The 23,508-nt window shown below is 68.2% G+C and carries 17 protein-coding genes; 10 read left to right on the top strand and 7 right to left on the bottom strand.

The genetic code is table 11. The features are described 5' to 3' along the window. Window positions 1-12: 12 nt before the first annotated feature. A complete protein-coding gene (gene acs / locus FMM06_RS03995; protein WP_143554890.1) occupies window positions 13-1,956 on the bottom strand; it encodes an acetate--CoA ligase in 1,944 nt (647 codons plus the stop codon). A gap of 18 nt (window positions 1,957-1,974) precedes the next feature. Next, window positions 1,975-3,393, bottom strand: coding sequence for a DcaP family trimeric outer membrane transporter (locus tag FMM06_RS03990; RefSeq protein ID WP_143554889.1), 1,419 nt, complete (start codon window positions 3,391-3,393; stop codon window positions 1,975-1,977). Between the two features lie 207 nt (window positions 3,394-3,600). Between FMM06_RS03990 and FMM06_RS03985 the strand changes: the two genes are divergently transcribed. Continuing rightward, complete coding sequence (locus tag FMM06_RS03985) at window positions 3,601-5,268, top strand: MFS transporter (RefSeq protein ID WP_143554888.1); 1,668 nt, start codon at window positions 3,601-3,603, stop codon at window positions 5,266-5,268. A 56-nt stretch (window positions 5,269-5,324) separates the two neighbouring features. Here FMM06_RS03985 and FMM06_RS03980 read toward each other — a convergent pair whose 3' ends face one another. Continuing rightward, window positions 5,325-6,680: a choice-of-anchor Q domain-containing protein gene (locus FMM06_RS03980; RefSeq protein WP_143554887.1), complete on the bottom strand. Its 1,356-nt coding sequence runs from the start codon at window positions 6,678-6,680 to the stop codon at window positions 5,325-5,327. A 183-nt stretch (window positions 6,681-6,863) separates the two neighbouring features. Here FMM06_RS03980 and FMM06_RS03975 point away from each other — a divergent pair, with 183 nt between their 5' ends. Genes FMM06_RS03975 through FMM06_RS03965 form a run of 3 tightly spaced genes read left to right on the top strand, consistent with a single transcriptional unit; the run spans window position 6,864 to window position 10,626 of the window. Further along, window positions 6,864-8,537, top strand: a complete 1,674-nt coding sequence (locus FMM06_RS03975) for a GMC family oxidoreductase (protein ID WP_143554886.1) — start codon at window positions 6,864-6,866, stop codon at window positions 8,535-8,537. Beyond that, window positions 8,534-9,208: a gluconate 2-dehydrogenase subunit 3 family protein gene (locus FMM06_RS03970; RefSeq protein WP_143554885.1), complete on the top strand. Its 675-nt coding sequence runs from the start codon at window positions 8,534-8,536 to the stop codon at window positions 9,206-9,208. Before FMM06_RS03975 ends, FMM06_RS03970 begins: the two co-directional genes overlap by 4 nt. Before the next feature lie 11 nt (window positions 9,209-9,219). Continuing rightward, complete coding sequence (locus FMM06_RS03965) at window positions 9,220-10,626, top strand: Gfo/Idh/MocA family protein (protein WP_143554884.1); 1,407 nt, start codon at window positions 9,220-9,222, stop codon at window positions 10,624-10,626. A gap of 6 nt (window positions 10,627-10,632) precedes the next feature. Here FMM06_RS03965 and FMM06_RS03960 read toward each other — a convergent pair whose 3' ends face one another. Continuing rightward, the gene (locus FMM06_RS03960; protein ID WP_143554883.1) at window positions 10,633-11,316 is read right to left on the bottom strand and encodes a 3-keto-disaccharide hydrolase; all 684 of its coding nucleotides are present in this window, start codon (window positions 11,314-11,316) and stop codon (window positions 10,633-10,635) included. Between the two features lie 8 nt (window positions 11,317-11,324). Next, window positions 11,325-13,130 (bottom strand): endo-1,4-beta-xylanase, encoded by a 1,806-nt coding sequence (locus FMM06_RS03955; protein ID WP_143554882.1) that lies wholly within the window; start codon window positions 13,128-13,130, stop codon window positions 11,325-11,327. A 93-nt stretch (window positions 13,131-13,223) separates the two neighbouring features. Between FMM06_RS03955 and FMM06_RS03950 the strand changes: the two genes are divergently transcribed. The 6 genes from FMM06_RS03950 to FMM06_RS03925 are packed head-to-tail and all read left to right on the top strand — an operon-like array spanning window position 13,224 to window position 21,103. Next, entirely contained in the window at window positions 13,224-15,143 is a 1,920-nt protein-coding gene (locus FMM06_RS03950; protein WP_143554881.1) for an NPCBM/NEW2 domain-containing protein, read from the top strand. 28 nt (window positions 15,144-15,171) lie between these two features. Then, window positions 15,172-15,912 carry a ribonuclease activity regulator RraA gene (locus tag FMM06_RS03945; protein ID WP_143554880.1) on the top strand — a complete coding sequence of 247 codons (741 nt, stop codon included), beginning with the start codon at window positions 15,172-15,174 and terminating at the stop codon, window positions 15,910-15,912. After that, the gene (locus FMM06_RS03940) at window positions 15,905-16,747 is read left to right on the top strand and encodes an NAD-dependent epimerase/dehydratase family protein (RefSeq protein WP_143554879.1); all 843 of its coding nucleotides are present in this window, start codon (window positions 15,905-15,907) and stop codon (window positions 16,745-16,747) included. Before FMM06_RS03945 ends, FMM06_RS03940 begins: the two co-directional genes overlap by 8 nt. After that, window positions 16,744-18,264 (top strand): glycoside hydrolase family protein, encoded by a 1,521-nt coding sequence (locus tag FMM06_RS03935; protein WP_207790233.1) that lies wholly within the window; start codon window positions 16,744-16,746, stop codon window positions 18,262-18,264. Before FMM06_RS03940 ends, FMM06_RS03935 begins: the two co-directional genes overlap by 4 nt. Further along, window positions 18,261-20,192, top strand: coding sequence for a sialate O-acetylesterase (locus FMM06_RS03930; RefSeq protein ID WP_143554878.1), 1,932 nt, complete (start codon window positions 18,261-18,263; stop codon window positions 20,190-20,192). Before FMM06_RS03935 ends, FMM06_RS03930 begins: the two co-directional genes overlap by 4 nt. Further along, complete coding sequence (locus tag FMM06_RS03925; protein ID WP_143554877.1) at window positions 20,189-21,103, top strand: SMP-30/gluconolactonase/LRE family protein; 915 nt, start codon at window positions 20,189-20,191, stop codon at window positions 21,101-21,103. The genes FMM06_RS03930 and FMM06_RS03925 overlap by 4 nt, the downstream gene beginning before the upstream one ends. Window positions 21,104-21,107: 4 nt before the next feature. On the opposite strand, the gene FMM06_RS03920 is transcribed toward FMM06_RS03925, so the two are convergent. Together FMM06_RS03920 and FMM06_RS03915 are read right to left on the bottom strand one after the other, a co-directional pair. Then, window positions 21,108-21,851, bottom strand: a complete 744-nt coding sequence (locus tag FMM06_RS03920; protein ID WP_143554876.1) for a FadR/GntR family transcriptional regulator — start codon at window positions 21,849-21,851, stop codon at window positions 21,108-21,110. A 79-nt stretch (window positions 21,852-21,930) separates the two neighbouring features. Next, window positions 21,931-23,502 carry an aldehyde dehydrogenase (NADP(+)) gene (locus FMM06_RS03915; protein WP_143554875.1) on the bottom strand — a complete coding sequence of 524 codons (1,572 nt, stop codon included), beginning with the start codon at window positions 23,500-23,502 and terminating at the stop codon, window positions 21,931-21,933. Window positions 23,503-23,508: the final 6 nt, after the last annotated feature.

Here is a 23,508-nt window from a genome sequence, read left to right as displayed (position 1 = left end):
GCAGGGGGACTGTTAAGTGGCCGCATGGACGCGGTTGGCGACGAGATCGTCGACGACCCCCGGATCGGCGAGCGTCGAGGTGTCGCCCAGCGCGTCGACCTGGTTCTCGGCGATCTTGCGCAGGATGCGGCGCATGATCTTGCCCGATCGCGTCTTGGGCAGGCCGGGGGCGAACTGGATGACGTCGGGGGTCGCGATCGGCCCGATCTCGTGGCGCACCCATTTGACCAGCTCGGCGCGCAGCTCGGGCGTCGCCTCGACCCCGGCGTTCAGGGTCACATAGGCATAGATGCCCTGCCCCTTCAGGTCGTGCGGCATGCCGACGACGGCGGCCTCGGCGACCTTGTGGTGGAGCACCAGCGCGCTCTCGATCTCGGCGGTGCCCATGCGGTGGCCGCTGACGTTGATCACGTCGTCGACGCGGCCCGTGATCCAATAATCGCCGTCGGCATCGCGGCGCGCGCCGTCGCCGGTGAAATACTTGCCCGGATAGGTGGTGAAATAGGTCTCGAAGAAGCGTGCATGGTCGCCGTAGACGGTGCGCATCTGCCCCGGCCACGAATCGGCGATGACGAGGTTGCCCTCGGCCGCACCGTGCTGGACGACGCCTTCGGCATCGACGATCTCGGGCGCGACGCCGAAGAACGGCCGCGTCGCCGAGCCGGGCTTGAGCGCGTGCGCACCCGGCAGCGGGGTGATCATCGCACCGCCGGTCTCAGTCTGCCACCAGGTATCGACGATCGGGCAGCGGCCCTCCCCCACCACGTCATGGTACCAGCGCCACGCCTCGGGGTTGATGGGCTCGCCGACTGTCCCGAGCAGCTTCAAAGACTTGCGCGACGTCCGCGTCACGGGTCCGTCGCCCTCGCGCATCAAGGCGCGCAACGCGGTCGGCGCGGTGAACAGGGTGGTGACCTGGTGGCGGTCGACGATCTCCCACATCCGGCTCGTCGTCGGCCAGTTGGGAACGCCCTCGAACATCAGCACCGTCGCACCGTTCGCCAGCGGGCCGTAGACGACGTAGCTGTGCCCGGTCACCCAGCCGACGTCGGCGGTGCACCAGAACACCTCGCCCTGCCGATAGTCGAAGACCAGCTCATGGGTCATCGCCGCCCACAGCAGGTAGCCGCCGCCGGTGTGCAGCACGCCCTTGGGCTTGCCGGTCGAGCCGCTGGTGTATAGGATGAACAGCGGGTCCTCGGCACTCATCGGCACAGACGCGCAGCTGATCGAGGCGCTCGTCGCGGCATCGGCATAGGCGACGTCGCGGCCCGCCTGCATCGGTACGGCGGTGCCGGTGCGCGCGATGACCAGTACGGTCTCGACCGACGTGCAGTGCTTCAATGCCTCGTCGACATTGGCCTTGAGCGGCACCGCCTTGCCGGCGCGCATCCCCTCGTCGGCGGTGATCACCAGCTTCGAATCGCAGTCTTGGATGCGGCCGGCGATTGCGTCGGGCGAGAAGCCGCCGAACACCACCGAATGGATCGCACCGATGCGCGCGCACGCCAGCATCGCGACCGCGGCCTCGGGGATCATCGGCAAATAGATGGTGACGCGGTCGCCCTTCACGACGCCGTAGGAGCGCAGCACGTTCGCCATGCGGCACACCATCTCGTGCAGCTGGCGATAGGTGATGCGGCGCTGCTCGTTGGGGTTGTCGCCCTCCCACAGGATCGCAACCTCGTTGCCGCGCGCCGCGAGATGGCGGTCGAGGCAGTTGGCGGAGACGTTGAGCGCGCCGTCGCCGAACCATTCGATGCGGAAATCCTGCTTGTCGAAGGAGACATCGCGGACGCGGGTGAAGGGCGTCGTCCAGTCGAGCCGCGCGCGCGCCTGCTCGGCCCAGAACGCCTCGCCGTCGTCGCGCGCTGCGGCGTACATCGCGTCGTACTTCGCGGCATCGACACGCGCACGCGCCGCCCACGCCGGCGGCACGGGATATAGATCGGTCATGCTCGCTCCCCGGGGGACTTAGAAATTATACTGCGCCGAGAATTGCACGCGATTCAGGTTGCCGGAAAGGCCGTTCTCGAGCTCGCGGCGCGCATAGCGATAGCCGAGGCCGAAGGTCAGCGGCTTGGCGGGCGAATAGAAGGTCTCGAAGCTCGCGCTGCCGACATTGTCGGTCACCAGCAGCCCGGCGGCCGACGGGTTGTACGCCTTGTAATAGCCGCCGGTCAGCACCGAGCGCCACTTGTCGGTCCAGAAGTGGCGGAACGACGCGAAGCCGGCGATCAGTCCGACGGTGTCGAGCCGGCCGCGGACATCGACCACCGCGTCGTCGCGGACGTTCAAGGCGACGTAGCGCCCGATGCCCTCGCCGCCGGTGATCATGAAGTTGAAGTTATCCTTCGGCCCGACCTTGATGACGCCAGAGACGCTGACGCCGTAGCCGACCGCCTCGTCGTCGACGCCGCCCGCGGTGCTCGCGTCGTAGCGCAGGTAACGACCGATGCCCGCCACCGCCGCAGTGCCCCAGTCGCCCTTAAAATTGTAGCGCAGGACGAGATCGGGCGCCTTGTCGTCGTCGGCCTCAAGGCTCGTCGCGCCCTGCTGGACCGTCGTCTCGGGCTGTTCGAGGGCGATCTGGAAGCCGCCGTTGGTATAGCGCACGATCGGCTGGCGGACGAAAACGACACCCTCGGTCGGGCCGATGAAGTCGGTGCGCTCGGGCAGCACGGCAACGTTCTGGAAGGTCGACCAGGTCTGGCCGAAGGTCCATTTGCCGTAGGTGATGAAGCCCTGACGGATGCGCGGCACGTAGGAGCTGGTGACGCGCTCGTTGCCGAGTGTCGGGGTGTCCAAGAAGTCGAGCTCGAGCGTGCCGGTCAGCTTCTCGTCGCCGATCGGGGTTTCGGTGTTGATGCTGAAGCGCGTCTCGCGGGCGTTGTAGGCGAGCTGATAGCCTTCCTTCGCCCCGCCGACCGGGATGCCGGCGGGCGAGTTGTAGAAGCGGATCGCGCTGTTGGTCGGGGTCGGGTCACCGCCGCTGTATTTCGAGACGTTGGCGTCGAACTTGAAATAGCCGCCGATCTTGATCGTGCTGGCACCGACGCGGAAGCCGAGGCCCTGGCCCTTCTCGATCGCGTCGAGTCGCGATGCGAGGCCGCTCGCGCTGGCTGCGGCGCGCTGGTCGGCAGCGACGGGGGTGGCGCCGGTGGTCGCGCCGCGATCGGCGAGCACGCCCTGCGCCTCGCGCACCGCCTGGCCCTCGGCCGGGGTCAGCGTCGCGCCTTGCTGGCGGTCGAGGCGGTCGATGACGCCCTGCAGCAGCGCCTCGAGGCGCTCGACGCGCTTTTCGAGCGGTGCGGGGGCGGGAGCCTGCGCGAACGCCGGCGCAGCGAGTGCGCTCGTCGCCAGCAACGCAGCCGCGATTCTGTTGATGGCCATGCCAACCTCCCCCTTTGTGAAGCCTTGTTATTGCGGCGGGATTAGCGCGGGCGGCGCGCGCGCCGCTATTGGGCTTTGGTCGTAGTGGTGCCCGCGTAAGACTAAAGTCGCTCTGGCGCGGCCGTCCGCGCCTTCTAGTGTCCGCCCCGAACGAACGCTGCCTTGGCGCGCGCCTGCGTCGTGGCTGCACCAAACGGGGAGAGGGACATGGCGACAAGTGCACCGGCGGGGGCCGCGGTACCCCAAGCCAAACAAAGCCACGCGATGGTCATCGGCGCATCGTCGCTGGGCACGATCTTCGAGTGGTACGACTTTTATCTGTACGGCCTGCTCGCCACCGTCATCTCGGCGCAGTTCTTCTCGGGCGTCAACGAGACGACGGGCTTCATCTTCGCGCTCGCAGCGTTCGCTGCGGGCTTCGCCGTGCGCCCGTTCGGCGCGCTGTTCTTCGGGCGCATCGGCGATCTCGTCGGGCGCAAGAACACATTCCTCGTGACGATGGGCATCATGGGCCTGTCGACCTTCATCGTCGGCCTGCTGCCGAACTATGCCAGCATCGGCGTCGCGGCGCCGATCTGCCTCGTCGTGCTGCGCCTGCTGCAGGGCCTCGCGCTCGGCGGCGAGTATGGCGGCGCGGCGACCTACGTCGCCGAGCACGCGCCCGAAGGTAAGCGCGGGCTATTCACCAGCTTCATCCAGACAACCGCGACGCTCGGCCTGTTCGCGGCGCTGCTCGTCGTCATCGGCGTCCGCACCTATCTCGGCGAGGAAGCCTTCCTCGACTGGGGCTGGCGCGTGCCGTTCCTGATCTCGATCATCCTGCTCGGCGTCTCGATGTGGATTCGCATGCAGCTCGCCGAGAGCCCGGTGTTCAAGGAGATGAAGGACGCCGGCAAGACCTCCAAGGCGCCGCTGACCGAGGCGTTCGGCAAGTGGCCCAACCTGAAGATCGTCATCATCGCGCTGATCGGCGCTGTCGCGGGCCAGGCGGTGGTCTGGTACACGGGGCAGTTCTACGCGCTGTTCTTCCTCGAAAAAACGCTGAAGGTCGACGGCGCGACGACCAACATCCTGATCGCCATCGCACTGGCCTGCGCAACGCCGCTGTTCATTTTCTTCGGCTGGCTGTCGGACAAGATCGGCCGCAAGCCGATCATCATGGCGGGCTGTGCGCTTGCGGCGCTGACCTACTTCCCGCTGTTCGGCGCACTGACCGAGGCGGCCAACCCGGCACTCGCCCGGGCACAGGCGACGGCACCGGTGTCGGTCATCGCGCACGGCGACGACTGCTCGTTCCAGTTCGATCCGGTCGGCAAGAACAAGTTCGACGCCCAGTCGTGCGACGTCGCCAAGTCGTACCTCGCCAAGGCGTCGGTGTCGTACACCAACGTCGAGGCACCGGCGGGGACCATCGCCAGCATCAAGATCGGCGACACGGTGATCCCGGGCGTCGACACCAAGGCGCTGACCGGCGACGCGAAGAAGGCGGCGATCACGGCGTTCCAGGATAATACCAAGGCGGCGCTGACCGCGGTCGGCTACCCTGCCAAGGCCGACCCGGAGCAGATCAACAAGCCGCTGGTCGTGCTGATCCTGTTCATCCTCGCGACCTATGTGACGATGGTCTACGGGCCGATCGCGGCGCTGCTCGTCGAGCTGTTCCCGACGCGGATCCGCTACACCTCGATGTCGCTGCCCTACCACATCGGCAACGGCTGGTTCGGCGGCTTCCTGCCGACGACGGCCTTCGCGATGGTCGCCGCCACGGGCGATATCTACTACGGGCTGTGGTACCCGGTGGTGGTCGCGATCATCACGCTGGTCGCGGGCATCCTGTTCCTGCCCGAGACGCGGAACCGCGCGCTGACCGACTAGGCTCCAGCGCATGTGAAAAGGGGGCCGGTGGCAGCGATGCCGCCGGCCCCTCTCGTTTACTGCTCGTAGGCGCCCCGATCGCGGCGCCCGATCGGACGGCGCACGCCGCGCAGGTCGGCCGGCTGCGCCAATTCGTCAGTCCCGGAATCCCGGGCTGCGCTGCCCTTCGCAACGCGGAAGTCGGCGCGCAGCATGTCGCGGTCGATGCGAACAAGGCGCGGATCGGCGACGATGTCGTTCGGCCCGCTGACGACGCTCTGCGCGTTCGGGTAGAGATTATAGTCCCAGCGGACATTCGTGTTGCGGTTGTTCGAGGTCACGCGCCCGCCGGGTCGCGGCACGATGATGTTGTTGAGGATGACGATATCGGTCGAGCGGTTGGCGAACAGCTCCTCGTAATTGACCACCGCGCCGTTCCAGTAGGTCGTGTTGTTGACGATATCGACGTGCGAGGTGCGGAAGGTGTGGATGCCGGACCCGCCGTTGAAGGCGCTGACGTTGTTGGCGATCAGCGAGCGCGCCTTCCAGATCGGGCGCTTCGGCTTCTCGGCTGCCGGCGCGGGGGCTCCGACCACCGCGTCGGCATTCGGATTGGTTGCCCCGCCCGCAACCGTCTGGTCGGTGACGTCGAGGATGATGCCGTTGCCGTCGCTCAGTTTGCCGATCTTCTCCCACGGCACCATCGTCTTGTTGTTCCAGACGAGATTGCGCTGGATCACGACGTGATAGCCCGGCGCATCGTCGACCGCCCAGTTGTTGAGCAGCGAGATGCCCGAGCCGCCATATTCCATGAACCAGGCGTTCTCGAAGACCTTGTTGTCCTCGATGGTGATGTGATCGGCCTCGATCGCGACGATCCCCGCGCCGGGCATCTTGCCGACGGTGTTGCGCCGGATAATGACGTGGTGCGGCTTGGCATCGGGCGCATTGGGCCGGCCTTCGACGAAGATGCCGTTGGTGTTGTACCGCGACTGCTTGGGCGAAACCCTGGCAGCCGCCAGCGCCTCGACCAGCGTGACTTCGTCGTTGCCGCCGATCAGGGTCAGCCCCTCGATGACATGGTAGGAGCCGTGGATCTGGATACCCGACCATTGCCGCGGGCGCAGTTCGGGCGTCTCGCCTGCCTTCGCCTTCCAGGTGATCCATGCGCCGGGCTTTCCCGACGCCCGGATCGTCAGCAGCGCCGAGCCTTCGCCCCGCGCCTTCGGGTCGCCCTCGTAGACGCCGCCGCCGATCAGCACGACATCGCCTGGCTTCACGACCGCCTCGGCTTTCTGCAGCGTCCTGAAGGCAGTCGCCGCCGTGCCGCCATCACGGGCGTCGTCGCCCTGCGGCGAGACGTACCAGTTCTTCGCATGCACCGCGCTGCCAAGCGACAGAGCGGCAAGCGCTAAAAGACGAATACGCTTCATGCCGTTGCCCTCTGACGCCGCGAGGGTCGGAGTGCAGTCAAACCCTGGATTGCTGTCACGTGCCGCTCCCCATCTCAGCTCAGAAACTGCCCAAAGTTGTAAAATGGGTCAATCACATTATGCCTAATTGTGTCGGCGCTGGAGAGTGTCCATACTGAACCAAAGCAAGGCGAAAGGGAGCGGATGGCTGTGGAAAGCTACGACGCGGTGGTCGTCGGATCGGGTGCCGGCGGTGCCATGGCGGCGTGGATGCTGACCCGTGCCGGGGCGAGCGTCCTGATGCTGGAGGCGGGCCGCGACTATGACCCCGCCGAGGCGCCGATGCTCAACTTCACCCGCGACGCGCCGCTGCGCGGGGTCGGCACGCCCGACAAGGATTTCGGCTATTACGATGCCACCGTCGACGGCGGCTGGGACATTCCGGGCGAGCCCTACGCGATGGCCGAGGGCACCGAGTTCAAATGGTGGCGCAGCCGCATGCTGGGCGGCCGCACCAACCACTGGGCGCGCAACAGCTTCCGCATGGGCCCCTACGACTTCAAGCCGTTCACGCGCGACGGCCTCGGTGTCGACTGGCCGGTCAGCTATGAGGAAATGGCGCCCTGGTACGACAAGACCGAGACGATCGTCGGCGTCTACGGCAACAACCCGAACCTAGAGAACCACCCCAATTCGGGCGACGGCGTGCTTCACGATCCGCCCACGCCGCGCGCGTGGGAGCTGTTCCTGAAGGCCGGTGCGGGCAAGCTGAACATCCCCGTCGTGCCCGCCCGGCGCGCCGTGCTGACGCGGCCCGTCGACGAGCGCAGCCCGTGCTATTACGCGTCCGAATGCGGCCGCGGCTGCGCGATCGGCGCGGCGTTCCAGACCACCACCTCATTGATCCCCCAGGCGCGCGCGACAAAGAAGCTGACCGTGCGCACGGACGCGATGGTCCACGAGGTCATCCTAGACCGCGCCGGCAAGGCAGCGGGCGTGCGCTTCATCGACCGCAAGACCGGTGCACAGCGCGAGGCGCGGGGCCGCGTCGTCATCCTGGCAGCGAGCACCGGCGAGACCGCACGCATCCTGCTCAACACCAAGGTTGCGGGGCGGTCGGAGGGCCTCGCCAATTCGAGCGGGCAGCTGGGCCGCAACCTGATGGACACCGTCGGCGCCGACCTGTCGGCGACCTTCCCCGCGCTCGAGGGCCGACCGCGCTACAACGAGGACGGCGCGATGGGACTGCACATGTACATCCCCTTCTGGCTGTACAAGGAACAGAAGGCCGGCAAGCTGAACTTCGCACGCGGCTATCATTTCGAGGTCGGCGGCGGCTTCAACGAGCCGGGCGATCTCGGCGGGCTCGACGGTTACGGCGCGGGCCTGCGCGCGCGGGCACAGCGCGCCTATGGCTCGACGATCGGCTTCACGATCCGCGGCGAGATGATCCCCAACGCCAAGTCCTATTGCGAGATCGACCCCGTGCTGAAGGACCGTTTCGGCATCCCGGCGCTGCGCTTCCATTTCGGCTGGACCGACCAGGAGCGCGCGATGGTCGACCATTTCCACAAGACGACGCAGGACATCGTCACCGCGATGGGCGGCAAGCTGAACAAGCCGCCCGAAACCGCCGATCGCGCGCTGCGCAAGGGCGGCGAGATCATCCACGAGGTCGGCACCGCGCGCATGGGGGCCGACCGGCGCACCTCGGTAACCGACCCGTACGGCCGCTGCTGGGACGTCGACAACCTCTACATCGGCGACGGCGCGGTGTTCGCGTCGAAGGCGCACAAGAACCCGACGCTGACCATCATGGCGCTGGCGATGCGGTCGGCCGACCATATCGCGACGCGCCTGCGCAAAGGTGAGCTATGACCGTCGCAGTCGATCGCCGTACGACGCTGGCGTGGCTCGCCGCCGCGCTGTCGGCCCTGCCCGAGGCGGCGCGGGGCACTGGCCTCGAGGGCACGCAATGGCCGACGGTGACGCTGAAACCCGTCACCGCACCGGGCTACGGCGTCGATCCCGACATGTCGGACCCGAAAGTGCCGTGGCCGCTGACGCTGACCGCCGCCGAGCGCAAGGCGGCGACGGCGCTGTGCGACATGATCCTGCCCGCCGATGGCACCGCGCCCGCCGCATCGAAGCTCGGGGTGCCGGCGTTCGTCGATGAATGGGTCAGCGCGCCCTACCCCAACCAGCAGCGCGACCGGAAGACGATCGTCGCGGGGCTCGCCTGGCTCGACGCCGAAAGCCGGCGCCGATCGGGCAAGGTCTTCGCCGCGTCCAGCATGACGCAGCGGGCGGCGATCTGCGACGACATTGCCTTCAAGGACCGCATCAAGCCGGGCCACGAGAAGCCGGCGGCGTTCTTCACCCTGATGCGCCGCCTGACGCTCCGCGCCTATTTCTCGACCGCGGAAGGGTGGGAGCAGATCGGTTATCTTGGGAACACGCCGATCGACGGGCCTTACCCTGGCCCGACGCCCGAAGCGCTCGCGCATCTCGACAAGATCATCGCCGGGCTGGGCCTGGCCGCCGCTTGAGGAGGCAATCGATGGACAGGATCTCGCGTCGCACCATGATCGGCAGCGCGGCGGCGGGCGCGGGGATGCTGGCGATGCCGGCCCGTGCCGCATCGCGCAAGCTGTCCCCCAGCGACCGCGTCAATATCGCGGTGATCGGCGGCGGCGGCATGGGCGCCACCAACATGTCGAAGATGACCGGCGAGAACATCGTCGCGCTCGCCGACCCCGACCTCGGGCACGTCGCCAAGAGCTTCGTGGTCAAGAAGGACGGGGCGATCGATCCCAACCGCCTGTTGCTCAAGGCGGCATACGACCGGACCGCCAAATATGCCGATTATCGCCGCATGTTCGACGCGCAGAAAGACATCGACGCCGTCCTGATCGCAACGCCCGACCATCATCACGCCGTCGCCGCGCGCATGGCGATGGAGCGTGGCCTGCACGTCTATGTCCAGAAGCCGCTGACCTACAGCGTCCGCGAAAGCCGCGGGCTGCTCGACCTGGCCCGCCGCAATCCGAAGCTCGTCACTCAGATGGGCAACCAGGGCCACTCGGGCGACGACGGCCGGCGCGTCATCGAACTGATCCGCGGCGGCGTCATCGGCAAGGTCGCCGAGGTGCAGGCGTGGACCAACCGCCCGGTCTGGCCGCAGGGCGTCGCCCGGCCCGCCGCGGTCGCCAAGCCCGCCAGCCTCGACTGGGATGTCTGGCTGGGGCCCGCGACGGTCGATTGGGGCTACAACCCCGATTACGCGCACTTCAACTGGCGCGGCTGGGTGCCGTTCGGCGTCGGCGCGATTGGCGACATGGGCGCGCACCTGATCGACTTTCCCATCTGGGCGCTCAAGCCGGGTCTGCCGACGCGGGTCGAGACGCGCAATACGCGCTGGGGCGGCGACACCAACCCCTGGGACGACAAGGGACCGGCCGAGCTGACCAGCTATCCGCTCGCCAGCATCGTCCGCTACGTCTTCGGCAACGCGCCCGGCGGGCCGCTGCAACTGACCTGGTTCGACGGCGGGCTGATGCCGGAGACACCACGCAACATGCCGGCCGGTGCGAGCATGAAGGCCGAGGGCGGCGTGCTCTACATCGGCGAGCGCGGCATGCTGATGCACGAAACCTATGGCCGGAACCCGGTCCTCATCGGCGACAGGCTTGCCGAGCGTGCCGCAGCGATCCCGCAGTCGCTGCCGCGCATCAGAGGTGGTCAGGGCGGGCACGAGATGAACTGGCTCCGCGCGATCCGAGGCGAGGAGGCGATCTCCTCGCCATTCGAGAATGCCGCGCCGCTGACCGAGACGATGCTGCTCGGCATGGCGGCGATGCGCGCTGGACAGGGCATCGACTACGACGGCAAGGCGGGCCGGATCACCAACGTCGCCGACGCCAACGTGTATCTCGATCGACAGTACCGGAAGGGCTGGGAGTTCTGAGGCGCGTCAGAGGCTGCGGATTCGGATGGCGCGGTACCAGACGCGGTCGCCGTGGTCCTGCAGCGCGATATGGCCACGCGGCACCTTCGCGAAGTCGGGCATCGCCTTGAATTTAGACCCCGCGACCATCGCGCGCCAGGCGTCGTCGCCGTAGGTCGTGGCGACGACGCGGCGGCCGTTGAGCCAATGTTCGATCCTGCCCTGGCGCACGACGATGCGCACCTTGTTCCACTCGCCGACGGGTTTTGCGGCGGCCTCGCGCGGCACGACCAGATCGTAGAGCGCGCCGGCGCGGTGGGAGGGCAGCTTGCCGTCGGGGTGGCGCGCGTCATCGAGCACCTGCATCTCGGCGCCGGTCGAATAGGTCTGGCGCGCTTCCGGGGTTTCCTGGACGAAATAGATGATGCCGCTGTTGCCGCCTTCGGAGATCTTCCATTCGAGCTCGAGTTCGAAGTCGCCGAATTCCTGCGCCGTGACGATGTCGCCGTCGCCGCCTTCGCTGCCCAGCATGATCGCGCCCTCCTCGACGCGCCACTTCGTCGGCACGGTCGGGCTCTTATAGCCACGCCAGCCGGTCAGGTCGGTGCCGTTGAACAGCGTCTGCCAGCCGCCCGAAGATGCGCTGGCTACGGGTGCCACCGGGGCACAGGCCGCCACCGCGAGAAGGGTCGCCAGAACTGCCGCTCGCATGCTCGCTCCTATTTCAGCGTGATCGTCACCGGCGCGCCGCTGGGTTTGAGGTCGAAGTCGACCACCGTCTGCTTGCCGCCCAGCGTCGCCGTCGCACGGTAGCGCCCGAAATGCCCACGCGCCACGACCTCTCCCGATGCCGGGGTCGTCGCTGCAATGCGCGTCTTCCACTTGTCGAGGACGAGGTCTCGCCAGACCGCGAGGTTGGGCTTCTCGCGCCAGTCGGTCGCGAACATCGCCGCCGCCGGCTTCCAGTGCGCGCCTTCCCAGAAGCCCCACATAATCAGGCCGGTCACGGACTTGTGGCTGTACAGCGCGATCAGGAAGTCTCGCGTGTAGTCGGCCTGCAACGCCTCGTCGCGCGTGTTGAAGTCGAACTCGGTGATCTGGATCTGCTGCCCGTCGACGGCGAGCAGGTCGAGGTCGCTGAGCACCGACACCGGCGCGCGCGGCGTTTGCCCGACGTGGCCCTGGACGCCGAGCACATCGACGCGCGCGCCCTCTTTCCGCAGCATGCGCGAGAATTCGAGCAGGTCGGCGATCATCAGCGGGCTCGAGCTGCGGTTGAGCATGCCGTATTCGTTGAGCGTCAGTTGCATCGACGGGTCGCTCGCCTGCGCCAGCTTGAACCATTCGGCGACCCGCTCGCGCGGCATGACCTTGAAATAGTCGGTCTCGTGGACCGGCTCGTTGACGACGTCCCAGCCGATCATCTTGCCGCGCGTCGCGGAGGTGATCTCCCGGATATGCGCCTCGACGAGCGTCGCGATCTCGGCCTGTTTGGCCGGGTCCTTGGCGACGAACGACGGCGAGAATTTCCAGCCCGTCCAGCTGAGGTTGTGCCCCTTGTGGCGCTTGCCGTTGGCCATCAGCCAGTCGAGCGAGGCCAGCGCGCGCTCCCGGAACGGCGGGTTGATCCAGCGCGGCCATTTGAACCCGTTTTCGACGACCAGCGTATCGAACAGGTCAAGCACATGACGGCGATAGATGTCGGCGTCGGCGCTCTTTTCCTGCAGCCGCTCGGCGCTGACCGACGCCCCCCAGAGGAACGCCGACTGGGTCATCGCCGCGGTCACCGCTGCGCCCGCGACGGGCTGGCCGCGGCGATCGACGACGCGGATGGTCAGCGGACCGGTGCGGATCGCCTCGATGCGCGCCAGTGCTGCCTTGCGCCACGCGGCGTCGGGGGCGCGCCCGGCATAGGTGAAGGCAGTGATCGGCAGGTCGGCGAGGGTCAGGCGCCTCTCGAAATTGAGGACGTCGACCTCGGCGAACTCGATGGTCTGCTCGAGGTTGCTGAACGAGATGCCAGCCTCGGTCTCGCCCGCCGCATAGTCGCGGGTGGCGACGAAGGGGGCGTAGATCTGCGTCCAGTCGGGGCCGACGCTGAACGCCTGCGTAACCTCGCGGTCGGGGCCGCTGCCAGGCTTCTGGAAGATCAGCAACCCTTCGGCCTCGCCCGATTCCTGCCGCGCCTTGATCGCCCGCGCCATGAAGCGAACCAGCATGACGTCGCCCTTGCGGATTGCGCCGGCGCTGCGCCAGCGGACGCCGACGCCGTACTGGTTGGTCGAACCCTTGGGGTTGTCGGCGCGAAATACCGGCTTGCCGGCGCGCTCGCCGATGACGACGAAGCTTCCCTTCACATCGGTGTTGATCCCGTCGCGGAAGACGAGATCCTTCGCCGGATCGGCTGGCATTACGCTGACGGGGCGGGCTGCGCTCAGGTCGCGCGCGACGGGCAAGCTCTCGGCGCCGGCGGCCGCTGCGGACAGCGCGAGAGCTACGATCGCCGCGCGAATGCCGATGAACATGCGTCCCTCCCCACTTCCGATGAAGGCGATAAGGTGTAATTTTTAGTATTACAACTTCTTCCGATCCCGATATATGTGGCGCAGGGGAGAAATATGCACAGCCGCGCATACGGTCTGGTATCGGCGATCGCCGTGGCGCTCGCAGTGTCCGCGCAGGCGGCACCTGCGGTCGATCCGCTGGCGCCCACTGCCAAATGGACCGCCATCACGCGCGGCGACGCGGCGGTGCCGCCGATGGGCTGGAACAGCTGGAACGCCTTCCTGACCGCGATCGACGAAGAGAAGGTGATGGGCACGGCCGAGGCACTGGTGTCGACCGGCCTCGCCAGGCTCGGCTATCGCTACGTCAACATCGACGATGGCTGGTGGCACAAGCGGCGGCAGTCGGACGGGCGAATGCAGATCCGCACCAACATCTTCCCCAGCGCGAAGGTCGGTGGCCCTCAAGAAACGAGCTTTCGCCCGTTGACCGACAAGCTGCACGCGATGGGGCTCAAGGCTGGCATCTACAGCGACATCGGCCACAATAGCTGCTCGCAATCCGGCGGCAGCCTGAACCCGCAATACCTGCCCGAAGGCAGCGTCGCCGAGCGCGAGATCGGCCTGGCCGGCAATGTCGACAAGGACATCCAGCTCTATTTCAAGGACTGGGGCTTCGATTACATCAAGGTCGATGCGTGCGGCGTCGACGAGCAGGCCCAGCGCCGCCGCGCGCGCAACGGCGGCGGCTACAACACGCATCCGAACCTGATCGTCGACGAGTCGCTGAACCGGACGAATGTCCCGGCGCTGCGTGCGGCCTATCAGTCGGTTAGCGACGCGCTGCAGCGCGCGCGGCCGAACGGCGACTATGTCTTTTCGATCTGCGCCTGGGGTGCAGGCAATGTCCGCGCCTGGGGCAAGGAGATCGGCAACGTCGTGCGGACGAGCAGCGACATCCTGCCGGTCTGGGGTCGCATGCTGCACGTCTTCGACAGCGCTGCGACACGGCCGTTGTACGCGCACCCGGGCGCCTGGAACGACCCCGACATGCTGTTCATCGGGCACGGCGAGTTCGACGTGAACCACCTGGTCGAGGCGAAGTCGCACTTTTCGCTGTGGGCGGTGATCAACGCGCCGCTGCTGATCGGCTATGACATGCGGAATGCGCCCAAGTCGCTGATCGACATCTGGGGCAATGCCGACCTCGTCGCGGCGAACCAGGACAAGGGCGGCCACCAGGCAGTGCTCGCGTACGATTCGAACGACGTGCAGATCTTCGTGAAGACGCTCGCTGGCACCGACCGCAAGATCGTCGCGATCTTCAACCGCGGGGTCGGCCCGGTCGACGTGCTGCTGATGGCCAAGCACCTGAAGTTCGCCGACGGCGCCCCGATCGTGCTGCGCGACCTGTGGTCGAAGGCGACGCTCGATCCGTTCGCCAAGGAGCGCAGCTTCAAGGTCGCGCCGCGCGAGACCCTGGTCTTCGAGGCGAGCGGCACGCGCGCGTTGCCCGATGGCCAGTATCTCTCGGAAATCCCCGGCCGCATCAACGTCGCGCACGACGGCGTGGTGACGCCGCAGGCCGACCCGACCGTGCACCGCTCGATCAACCCGTGGGAGGGCACCAATTCGGGCGGGACGCGCGCGATGTACGCGGGCTGGGGCGGCGCGATGGCCGACCAGTCGCCCTATGGCGGGACGCTGCTGCTGCGCGGCGAGGCCTTCATGACCGGCATCGGCATCCTCACCAACTCGCGCATGGAAGTCCGGAACGACGGCGCCTTCAGGCGCTTCAGCGCGCGCGTCGGGATCGACGACAACAGCCTGAACACCCGCGATGGCGCGCGCTTCCTCGTCTATGCCGACGGCAGACTGGTCGCGCAGTCGCGCGCGCTGAAGTTCGGCGATGCACCCGCGGTCCTGACCGCCGTCATCGGCGCGGCGAAGATCGTCGAGCTCGTCGTCCGCCAGGCGTCGGGCGCGCAGATCCCCGCCAGCGCCGTCTGGGCCGATGCGGCCCTTCTCAGATAACGTCCTCACGCTCGCGAAAGCCAAACCGATGACCACGCACCGCCGCCTCGACGACGCGACCCGCGCCAAGCTGGCGACGATCTCGACCGCAACGGTCGCGACGATCCTGCACGCCCGCGGCCTGCATAATCAGTTCATCCAGGGCGTCTTCCGGCTGACCGAGCATCGCCGCCCGATGATCGGCCAAGCGTTCACACTGCGCCACATCCCGGCGCGCGAAGACATCGACAAGCGCGAGATCTTCCGCGATCCGCAGCATCCCCAGCGCGTCGCGGTCGAAACCGTCGGTCCGGGCGACGTGCTGGTCATGGACTGCCGCCGCGACGCCAGTTCGGCGTCGCTCGGCGGCATTCTCGCGTCGCGGCTGCAGTCGCGTGGCTGCGAAGGGTTCGTGTCCGATGCCGGCATCCGCGACTCGGATTATGTCGCCGGGCTCGACGTGCCGATCTACGTCGCGGCGCGCTCCGCCCCCACCAACCTCACCCGGCACCACGGCGTCGACATGAACGTGCCGATCGGGTGCGGCGGGGTGGCGGTCTATCCGGGCGACGTCATGCTGGGCGACGGCGACGGGGTGATCGTGATCCCGCTCGAATATCTCGACGACATCCTGCCCGAGGCGCTGCGCATGGAGCATTACGAGCCCTTCGCGCAGGCGCACATCCTGGCGGGCGCCAAGGTCACCGACTTCTACCCGGCCAAGGACGAGGCGCTGGCCTTGTACGCCGCCTATACTAAGGCGAACCCGATGCCGTTCGGCGATGCTTGAAGTCCGCGACATCGGCCTCGGCACGCCGCCCGTGCCGCCGGGTGACATCTTCATCACCGGCGGGTCGGGGCGGATCGGCACCTGCCTGCGCCAGCGCCTGCGCCCGGCGGGCTACAACGTCCGCTTTACCGACATCGTTGAGCCCGCCGACGGCGACGTGCAGGGATTTGTCCGGACAGATCTCGCCGATCAGGACGGTATGGCCGAGGCGATGCAGGGCGCGCGCGCGGTCATCCACCTGGCGGGGCACCCGCGCGACATCGACTGGCCGGTGATGGTCGAGCGCAACTACACGGGCGCCTATAATGCGGTGACCGCGGCGCGGCGCGCGGGCGTCAAGACGATCATCTACGCCAGTTCGAACCAGGCGTTCGGCCTGCACCCGGCCGACACGGTGCTCAGCGCCGATCTCGCGCCGCGGCCCGCCGGGCTGTACGGCATCTCGAAGGTGTTCGGCGAGGCGATGCTGCGTGCCGAAGCCGAGGCCTTCGGGCTGATCGCCTTCGCGTGGCGCATCTGCACCTTCAAGCCCGAGCCGACGTCGGCGCGCGACCTGCGCCTGTGGCACAGCTGGGACGACGCGGCGCGGCTGGTCGACAAGTGCCTGCGCTGGACCGAACCGGGGTTCAACGTGATCTGGGGCGTGTCGGGCAACACCCGCGTGGCAATCGACGATCCCGTCGCACGGCGCATCGGCTACATGGGCGTCGACAATGCCGAGGATCATGTCGCGCGGCTGCAGGCAAGCGGCGTCGACACGGCGCAGGTCTCCGAATGGGCCTATCTCGGCGGCGACAAGGCGACCGGATGGATGTCGCAGGGAAACAAGCCATGATCACGGCACGGCGCGGCTTCATGCTGGGTGGCGGCGCGCTGGGGGCGGGGCTGCTGCTCCGCGCACCGCCGGCGCTGGGCCAGATCATCGAGACGTCGAAGGACCGCGTCGTCACCAACCTCGAAGTCCGCCTGCCCTATCTCGGCAGCGTGCGGCCGCGCAGCACGCGAGAGATCAGTGGCTCGAACTGGCTGCTCGGCTGCGAGACGCTCGACCGGGATTATGCCGACTACGACCAATACAAGGAGTTCATCGCGCCGCTCGGCATCAAGCGGCTGCGCATGCAGGCGGGCTGGGCCAAGACCGAGAAGGTACGCGCCGTCTACGACTTCGCGTGGCTCGACCGCATCGTCGACGACGCAACCGGCCGGGGCTTCGAGCCGTGGCTGCAGACCTCGTACGGTAATCCGATCTATCCGGGCGGCGGCGGGTACAACCTCGGCGCCGGGCTGCCGGTGTCGGCCGAGGCGCTCGCCGCCTACGACCGCTGGGTCGCGGCGCTGGTGACGCGCTACGCCGCCAAGGTCTTCGACTGGGAAGTGTGGAACGAGCCCAATTTCGGGGACAACACGATAAACTCACCCGAGATGACCGCCGACTTCAACGTCCGGACGGCGCGGATCATCAAGCGCATCCAGCCCCGCGCCCGGATCTCCGGCCTCGCGCTCGGCCACTTCGCGCAGCCGTTCGTCGACCGCTTCTTCAAGCGCGTCGCCGATCTCAGGGGCTTCGGCCTGTTTGCCAACATGACCTACCACGACTATGCCTATAATCCCGACAGCAACCGCCACGAGGTCGCGCAGCTGCGCGCCGCGCTCGACCGCTACGCGCCCGCGATGCCGCTGCGCCAGGGCGAGAATGGTGCGCCCTCGGCGGGGGGCAGCGGGCGCGGCGCGCTGTGGGATTATCCCTGGAGCGAGTTGACCCAAGCGAAATGGGACACGCGCCGGATGCTCGGCGATCTCGGCCTCGACATCGAATCGAGCGTCTTCGGGCTGGTCGAGATGAACTACACTGCGGGGCCGATCAACCGGCTGAACTACAAGGGCATTCTCAAGTCCGACGCGAGCAAGCGCGTCATCCGCCCGAAGACGGCATACTATGCGATCCAGCACGTCACCTCGATCTTCGACGACAGCCTCGAGCGCATCCGGACGCTCAAGCACAGCTACCGCGCCGCCGACGCGGCACCTGGCGAGACGCTGTTCTCGTACAGCACCGACCGCCGCACCGCAGGCTTCGGCTACCGGAACCGGAAGACCGGCAAGCAGCTCTACAGTTTCTGGCTGGCCGACAATATTCCGGCGGAGTCGAACGAGGTGCGCCTGCAGGAACTCGTCATCGCCGGGGCCGACATCGATACGCCGGTCTGGGTCGATATCATCAGCGGCGCGGTCCACGATATCCCCGCGGCGCAGGTGCGGCGGACCGGCAACGCGCTCCGCCTGTCGGGCGTGCCCTTCTACGACGCGCCGATCGTCGTCGCCGACCGGAGCCTGGTCAGCATCACGACATGAGGCGGCTGCTCGCTCCCCTGCTCGTGGCGACCCCCGCGCTCGCGCAGGACGCCGGGCCGCAGTTCGATCCGCTGTTCGCCGATCATGCCGTCATCCAGCGCGACCGGCCGATCCGCGTGCGCGGCACCGCCGCCCCGGCGCAGGCGGTGGCTGTCGCCATGGCCGGAAAGTCGGTCGAGGCTGTCACCGATGCGGCGGGGGCCTGGTCCGCTACCCTGCCCGCGATGCCCGCCGGCGGCCCGTACCGCCTGACCGTCACCGACATGGCAGCAGCAACCGCGGCGATCGACGATGTCATGGTCGGCGACGTCTTCCTGTGCGGCGGCCAGTCGAACATGTCGTACCTGACCAAGTTCGCGACCAATGCGTCGAACCAGTTGAAGGTCGCCGCCGACCCGGCGGTCCGCTTCGCGACGATCCCGATCAACCAGCCGCCGCTGGAGCAGGCGCGGCTGGGCGACCGCATCGCCTGGAAAACGGCCGCGCCCGACAGCTTGGGCGAGTCCTCGGCGGTCTGCTACTACATGGCGCTCGAGTTGAAGAAGACCGCGGGGGTGACGATCGGCTTCATCCGCTCGTCGCTCGGCGGCACCCGCGTCGAAAGCTGGCTGAGCGCCGACGCCCTGCGCCAGACGCCGCCGTTCGGCGATCGTGTCGCGGCGTTGCAGGCGTTCGCCCGGTTGCCCGAAGCCGGGCGTGCGGAGTGGCAGCGGCACGTCGAGGCCTGGTGGCAGGCGACCGCCCCCGACGCGGGCCGCACGCGACCCGATTACGACGACATGAGCTGGGACTGGGCACAGCTGCCGGGCCAGCGCAATCCGTCGAAGGGCGTCAGCGACACATGGTTCGGCGGTGCGATCTGGTATCGGCACGAGGCGACGCTCGACGCCGCGACGGCACGGCGCATCTCGGCGCTCGACCTCGGCGCCGTCAGCGAGGATGCGACGGTCTGGATCAACGGCCGCTTGGTCGGCGCACGCGAAGGCGGGCGTCGCGAGCCCTATCCGGTGCCGCGCGGCCTGCTGAAGGCGGGGCGCAATCTCGTCGCGGTGCGCCTGCTCGACCAGGGCTCGGAGTGGAAGACGCGGGTTTGCCGCGACGGCTGCGAATGGATCGCGAGCGGCGGCACCGTGCCGCTGACGCCCGACTGGCGGTACAGGATGGTCGCGCGCAGCGGCGACCTGCCGCTCGCGCCGCGGGCACCGTGGACCGGGGGTCAGGGTCTCGGCACGCTGTACAACGGCATGATCGCGCCGCTCGGCGCCTACGCCTTCAAGGGCGTCGTCTGGTATCAGGGGGAGTCGAACGTCGCCGATCCGGGCACATACCGCCGGCTGCTGCCCGGGCTGATGCGCGACTGGCGGCGGACCTTCGCCGATCGCGACCTGCCGTTCGTCCTCGTCCAGCTGACCGCCTATGGTCCGGTCGCGACGAAGCCCGGCAAGTCCGACTGGGCCGCGCTGCGCGAGGTCCAGCGGCAGGTGTCGCTCGATGACCCCAGGACCGCGCTGATCGTCACCGTCGACGCGGGCGACCGCTGGGACATTCACCCGGCGCAGAAGAAGATCGTCGGCCAGCGCGCCGCCCGCGCCATGCGGCACCTCGCGTACGGCGATCCGATAAGCGTCGGCGGGCCGCGCCCGCTGAGCGTCACCCGGCGCGGCGGCGACATCATCGTGCGCTTCGGCGACACCGACGGCGCGCTGCTGACCTATTCGTCGCCGCAGGCGATCGGCTTCGAGACGTGCGATGCGGCGCGGGTGTGCGCCTTCGCGGAGGGTCGGGTCGAGGGGGATTCGGTGGTCCTGACGGGCGCGAACGAGGGCAACACGGCGTTCGTCCGCTACGCCTGGGCGAACTCGCCGGTGGTCAACCTGTTCGGCAAGACCGACATCCCCGCCATCCCCTTCGAGCTCGCGATCCCATGACGCCGCGCCTCACCGACGCCCCCGTCGCGGCGAGCGGCGCGACGCCGACCGGTCGCTTTCGCGGCTTCTTCGGCGAGTCCGCCGTCTGGTCGAGCGCCGACGGCGGCGTCTGGTGGGTCGACATGCACGGGCACGCGCTCGTGCTGACCGCCGCCGACGGGACGACGCACTACTGGAAGACGCCCGGCCCGCATCTGCCCTGGGCGCGCGCGGTGGTGCTGCGCGAGCGCGGCGGGCTGATCGTCGCGCTGTCGGACGGGCTCGCGGCCTTCGATCCCGCGGCCGGCACTTTCACCACGATGCCGCTCGACCTCACGCTCCCGCCCGGGCATCTGTTCAACGACGCGACCGTTGACTCCCATGGGCGGCTGATCATCGGGACGATGCTCCCGGGGCGCGGCAACGACGCGCGCGCGGCGATCTACGGTATCGACGCCGACCTGTCGGTCCGCGTCCTCGTCGACGGCCTCAACACCACCAACGGCCTGGCGTTCAGCCCCGACGGGCGGACGCTGTATTTCTCGGACTCGTTCGCCGATGTTCGGAAGGTCTGGGCGGCGCCCTACGATCCCGCGACCGGCACGATGGGTGCCGCGCGCCTGTTCGTCGATTTCGCGAATTTGCCCGGCAAGCCTGACGGTGCCACGATCGACAGCGAAGGCGGCTATTGGAGCGCGGCGATGGCTTCACCCTATCTCCACCGCTTCATGCCCGACGGCCGCCTCGACCGCAGCCTCGAATTGCCGGTCGACACGCCGACGCGACCGGCGTTCGGCGGCAGCAACCTGCGCACGCTGTACTTGACCACCGCCGGGCTGAAGAACGGCGAGACCGACGACGGCATCAAGGGGGGGCTGCTCGCGATGCCGGCGCCGTTTGCCGGCCTGATGCCGACGCCGACGCGGATCTGAAACGCTAGAGCCCGTCGAAAACCCGCTGCATGGCGCGCGTCAGATGCGTGCGCATCGCGTCGCGGGCACCCTCGGCGTCGTTCGCCATGACCGCCAGATAGACCGCCTGATGCTCCTTGTGGAGCGTCGCAAGCCGGTCGTGCGAGCGCGGCGAGATGAAGTTCGGCGTGATCTGCATCGCCGTGATGATCGTCTCGCGCATCGACGACATTGTTTCGTGGAAGAAGCGGTTGCCGGTGGCGAGCGCGACCGCGTGGTGGAACGCGAAGTCGTTGTCGGGTTCCAGCGTCTTGTGCTCGAAATCGCGGTCGAGCCGCGCCATCGCCTCGGTCAGCACGACGCGGTCCTCGGCCGCGCCGCGCGCCGCATGCCAGGCGGATTCACCCTCGAGGCTGATCCGGTATTCGAGGCAGCGCTTCATGTCGGAGATCGAGGTCAGCGGCGGCATGCGGCTGGGCACGGTGTCCTGCACGCGCTGGACATAGGTGCCCGACCCGCGCCTCGACATCACCACGCCGTCGTTGCGCAGCCGCGCCAGCGCCTCGCGCACGATCGGGCGCGACACGCCGAGCGCCTCGGCCAGGTCGTTTTCGGTCGGCAGGCGGCTATCGACCGAATACTCGCCCGACCGAATACGCCCGGCGATCTTGGCATAGACGATGTCGCTCAGCTTGACCGCCCCCGGGTCAAGTGGTGCCCGCGGACCGGCAACCGGCTTTGTTTCGGTCTTGAAGGGGACGTTCAACATGGGCGTCCAGATGCAGATGTCATTAATTGTAATGGTAAGCAGTAAAGTTGCAAACTTGCAACCGATTTACTTGGCCGGTTCAGGCTGCGACGCGGTGTCCATCGACTAGCCGCCAGCTGCCTGCACCGTCGCCGGCAAGCGCGGGGGGCAGCAGCGCCGCGGGCATGTTCTGATAGCAGACGGGACGCAGGAAACGGTCGATGGCGAGCCAGCCGACCGAGGTGCTGCGGCCGTCGGACGTGGCAGGGAACGGACCGCCGTGAACCATCGCAGGCGCAACCTCGACGCCAGTGGGCCAGCCGTTGGCGAGCAGGCGCCCGGCCTTTTGCACCAGTAGCGGCATCAGCGCCCGGGCGGCGGGTCCGTCGTCAGGGTCGATCTGCAGCGTGACCGTCAGCTGCCCCTCCAGTACCGCGAGCGCGGCGCATAGTTCCGCCTGGTCGGCGCAGCGCACGACGAGCGAGGTGTGGCCGAACACCTCCTCGCGTACCTCTGCCTGCGCGATGAAGTCCGGCGCGGAGATGGTGAACAGGGATGCCTGCGACTGGCACTCGCCCGCGGGCGCCGCACCACGGGCAAGCTCGGTCACGCCGCTGCTGCCGGTGAGCTTCGCGACGCCGGTGCGGAACGCTTTGGCGATCCCAGGGGTCAGCATAGTCGCGGGGCCGGCCGCCGCGAGTGCATTCGCGGCACTCTCCGAAAAGCGCGCTAAGCCCGGGCCGTCTACCGCGAAGACCAGCCCCGGGTTGGTGCACAGCTGCCCGGCGCTGAAGGTCAGCGAGCCGACATAGCCCGCCGCCAGCGCCTCGGCACGCGCCGCGAGCGCGGCGGGGAACAGGATCACGGGGTTGACGCTGCTCATCTCGGCATAGACCGGGATCGGCACGGGCCGCCGCGCCGCCAGCTCGACCAGCGCCAGTCCGCCTTGCCGCGAGCCCGTGAACCCGACCGCCGCGATGCGCGGATCGAGGACGAGCGCCGAGCCAAGCGCGTTCGACGGGCCGGCGAGCAGCGAGAAGACGCCCGCAGGCAGCCCGACGGCGGCGACGGCCTTGGCGATCGCGCCGCCGACCATCGCGGACAGGCCCGGGTGCGCCGGGTGGCCCTTGATCACGACCGGGCAGCCTGCGGCGAGCGCCGACGCGGTGTCGCCGCCGGCCACCGAGAAAGCGAGCGGGAAGTTCGACGCGCCGAACACCGCGACGGGACCCAGCGGCCGCTTGATCATGCGCAGGTCGGGGCGCGGCAGCGGCTGGCGATCGGGCAGCGCCGAGTCGATCCGAATGTCCTGCCACCCGCCCTCGCGGACGACGGCGGCGAACATGCGGAGCTGGCCGGTCGTGCGGCCGCGCTCGCCTTCGAGGCGGGGGCGGGGCAGCCCGGTCTCGGCCATCGCGCGGACGATCAGCGCGTCGCCGATGCCCTCGATCTCGTCGGCGATAGTCTCGAGCAGGCGGGCGCGCGTCTCGATCGGCGCCTCGGCGAAGGCTTCGAAGGCAGCGGCGGCGGCGATGCAGGCACGCTCGACATGACTTTCGTCCGACACCGCGAACGGCGGATCGATCGTGTGCCCAAGCGACGGATCGACCGCCTTGAAGGTTTCGGACGTCGTCACCGGCTCGCCGGCGATCAGGAAAGCTTCCAAGGTCATCACTCC

This window comes from Glacieibacterium frigidum (assembly GCF_007097155.1).
Classification (GTDB): domain Bacteria; phylum Pseudomonadota; class Alphaproteobacteria; order Sphingomonadales; family Sphingomonadaceae; genus Glacieibacterium; species Glacieibacterium frigidum.
Note: the sequence above shows the minus strand (reverse complement) of the source record. Positions and strands in the feature narration are given on the sequence as shown.

Bases quoted from the DNA above. Each gene is read 5' to 3' on its own strand.
- FMM06_RS03925 (WP_143554877.1), top strand. From the start codon at position 20,189: ATGACGCCGCGCCTCACCGACGCCCCCGTCGCGGCGAGCGGCGCGACG.
- FMM06_RS03985 (WP_143554888.1), top strand. From the start codon at position 3,601: ATGGCGACAAGTGCACCGGCGGGGGCCGCGGTACCCCAAGCCAAACAA.
- FMM06_RS03940 (WP_143554879.1), top strand. From the start codon at position 15,905: ATGCTTGAAGTCCGCGACATCGGCCTCGGCACGCCGCCCGTGCCGCCG.
- FMM06_RS03945 (WP_143554880.1), top strand. From the start codon at position 15,172: ATGACCACGCACCGCCGCCTCGACGACGCGACCCGCGCCAAGCTGGCG.
- FMM06_RS03920 (WP_143554876.1), bottom strand. From the start codon at position 21,851: ATGTTGAACGTCCCCTTCAAGACCGAAACAAAGCCGGTTGCCGGTCCG.
- FMM06_RS03930 (WP_143554878.1), top strand. From the start codon at position 18,261: ATGAGGCGGCTGCTCGCTCCCCTGCTCGTGGCGACCCCCGCGCTCGCG.
- FMM06_RS03970 (WP_143554885.1), top strand. From the start codon at position 8,534: ATGACCGTCGCAGTCGATCGCCGTACGACGCTGGCGTGGCTCGCCGCC.
- FMM06_RS03915 (WP_143554875.1), bottom strand. From the start codon at position 23,502: ATGACCTTGGAAGCTTTCCTGATCGCCGGCGAGCCGGTGACGACGTCC.
- FMM06_RS03935 (WP_207790233.1), top strand. From the start codon at position 16,744: ATGATCACGGCACGGCGCGGCTTCATGCTGGGTGGCGGCGCGCTGGGG.
- FMM06_RS03960 (WP_143554883.1), bottom strand. From the start codon at position 11,316: ATGCGAGCGGCAGTTCTGGCGACCCTTCTCGCGGTGGCGGCCTGTGCC.
- acs (WP_143554890.1), bottom strand. From the start codon at position 1,956: ATGACCGATCTATATCCCGTGCCGCCGGCGTGGGCGGCGCGTGCGCGT.
- FMM06_RS03990 (WP_143554889.1), bottom strand. From the start codon at position 3,393: ATGGCCATCAACAGAATCGCGGCTGCGTTGCTGGCGACGAGCGCACTC.
- FMM06_RS03965 (WP_143554884.1), top strand. From the start codon at position 9,220: ATGGACAGGATCTCGCGTCGCACCATGATCGGCAGCGCGGCGGCGGGC.
- FMM06_RS03975 (WP_143554886.1), top strand. From the start codon at position 6,864: ATGGCTGTGGAAAGCTACGACGCGGTGGTCGTCGGATCGGGTGCCGGC.
- FMM06_RS03980 (WP_143554887.1), bottom strand. From the start codon at position 6,680: ATGAAGCGTATTCGTCTTTTAGCGCTTGCCGCTCTGTCGCTTGGCAGC.
- FMM06_RS03950 (WP_143554881.1), top strand. From the start codon at position 13,224: ATGCACAGCCGCGCATACGGTCTGGTATCGGCGATCGCCGTGGCGCTC.
- FMM06_RS03955 (WP_143554882.1), bottom strand. From the start codon at position 13,130: ATGTTCATCGGCATTCGCGCGGCGATCGTAGCTCTCGCGCTGTCCGCA.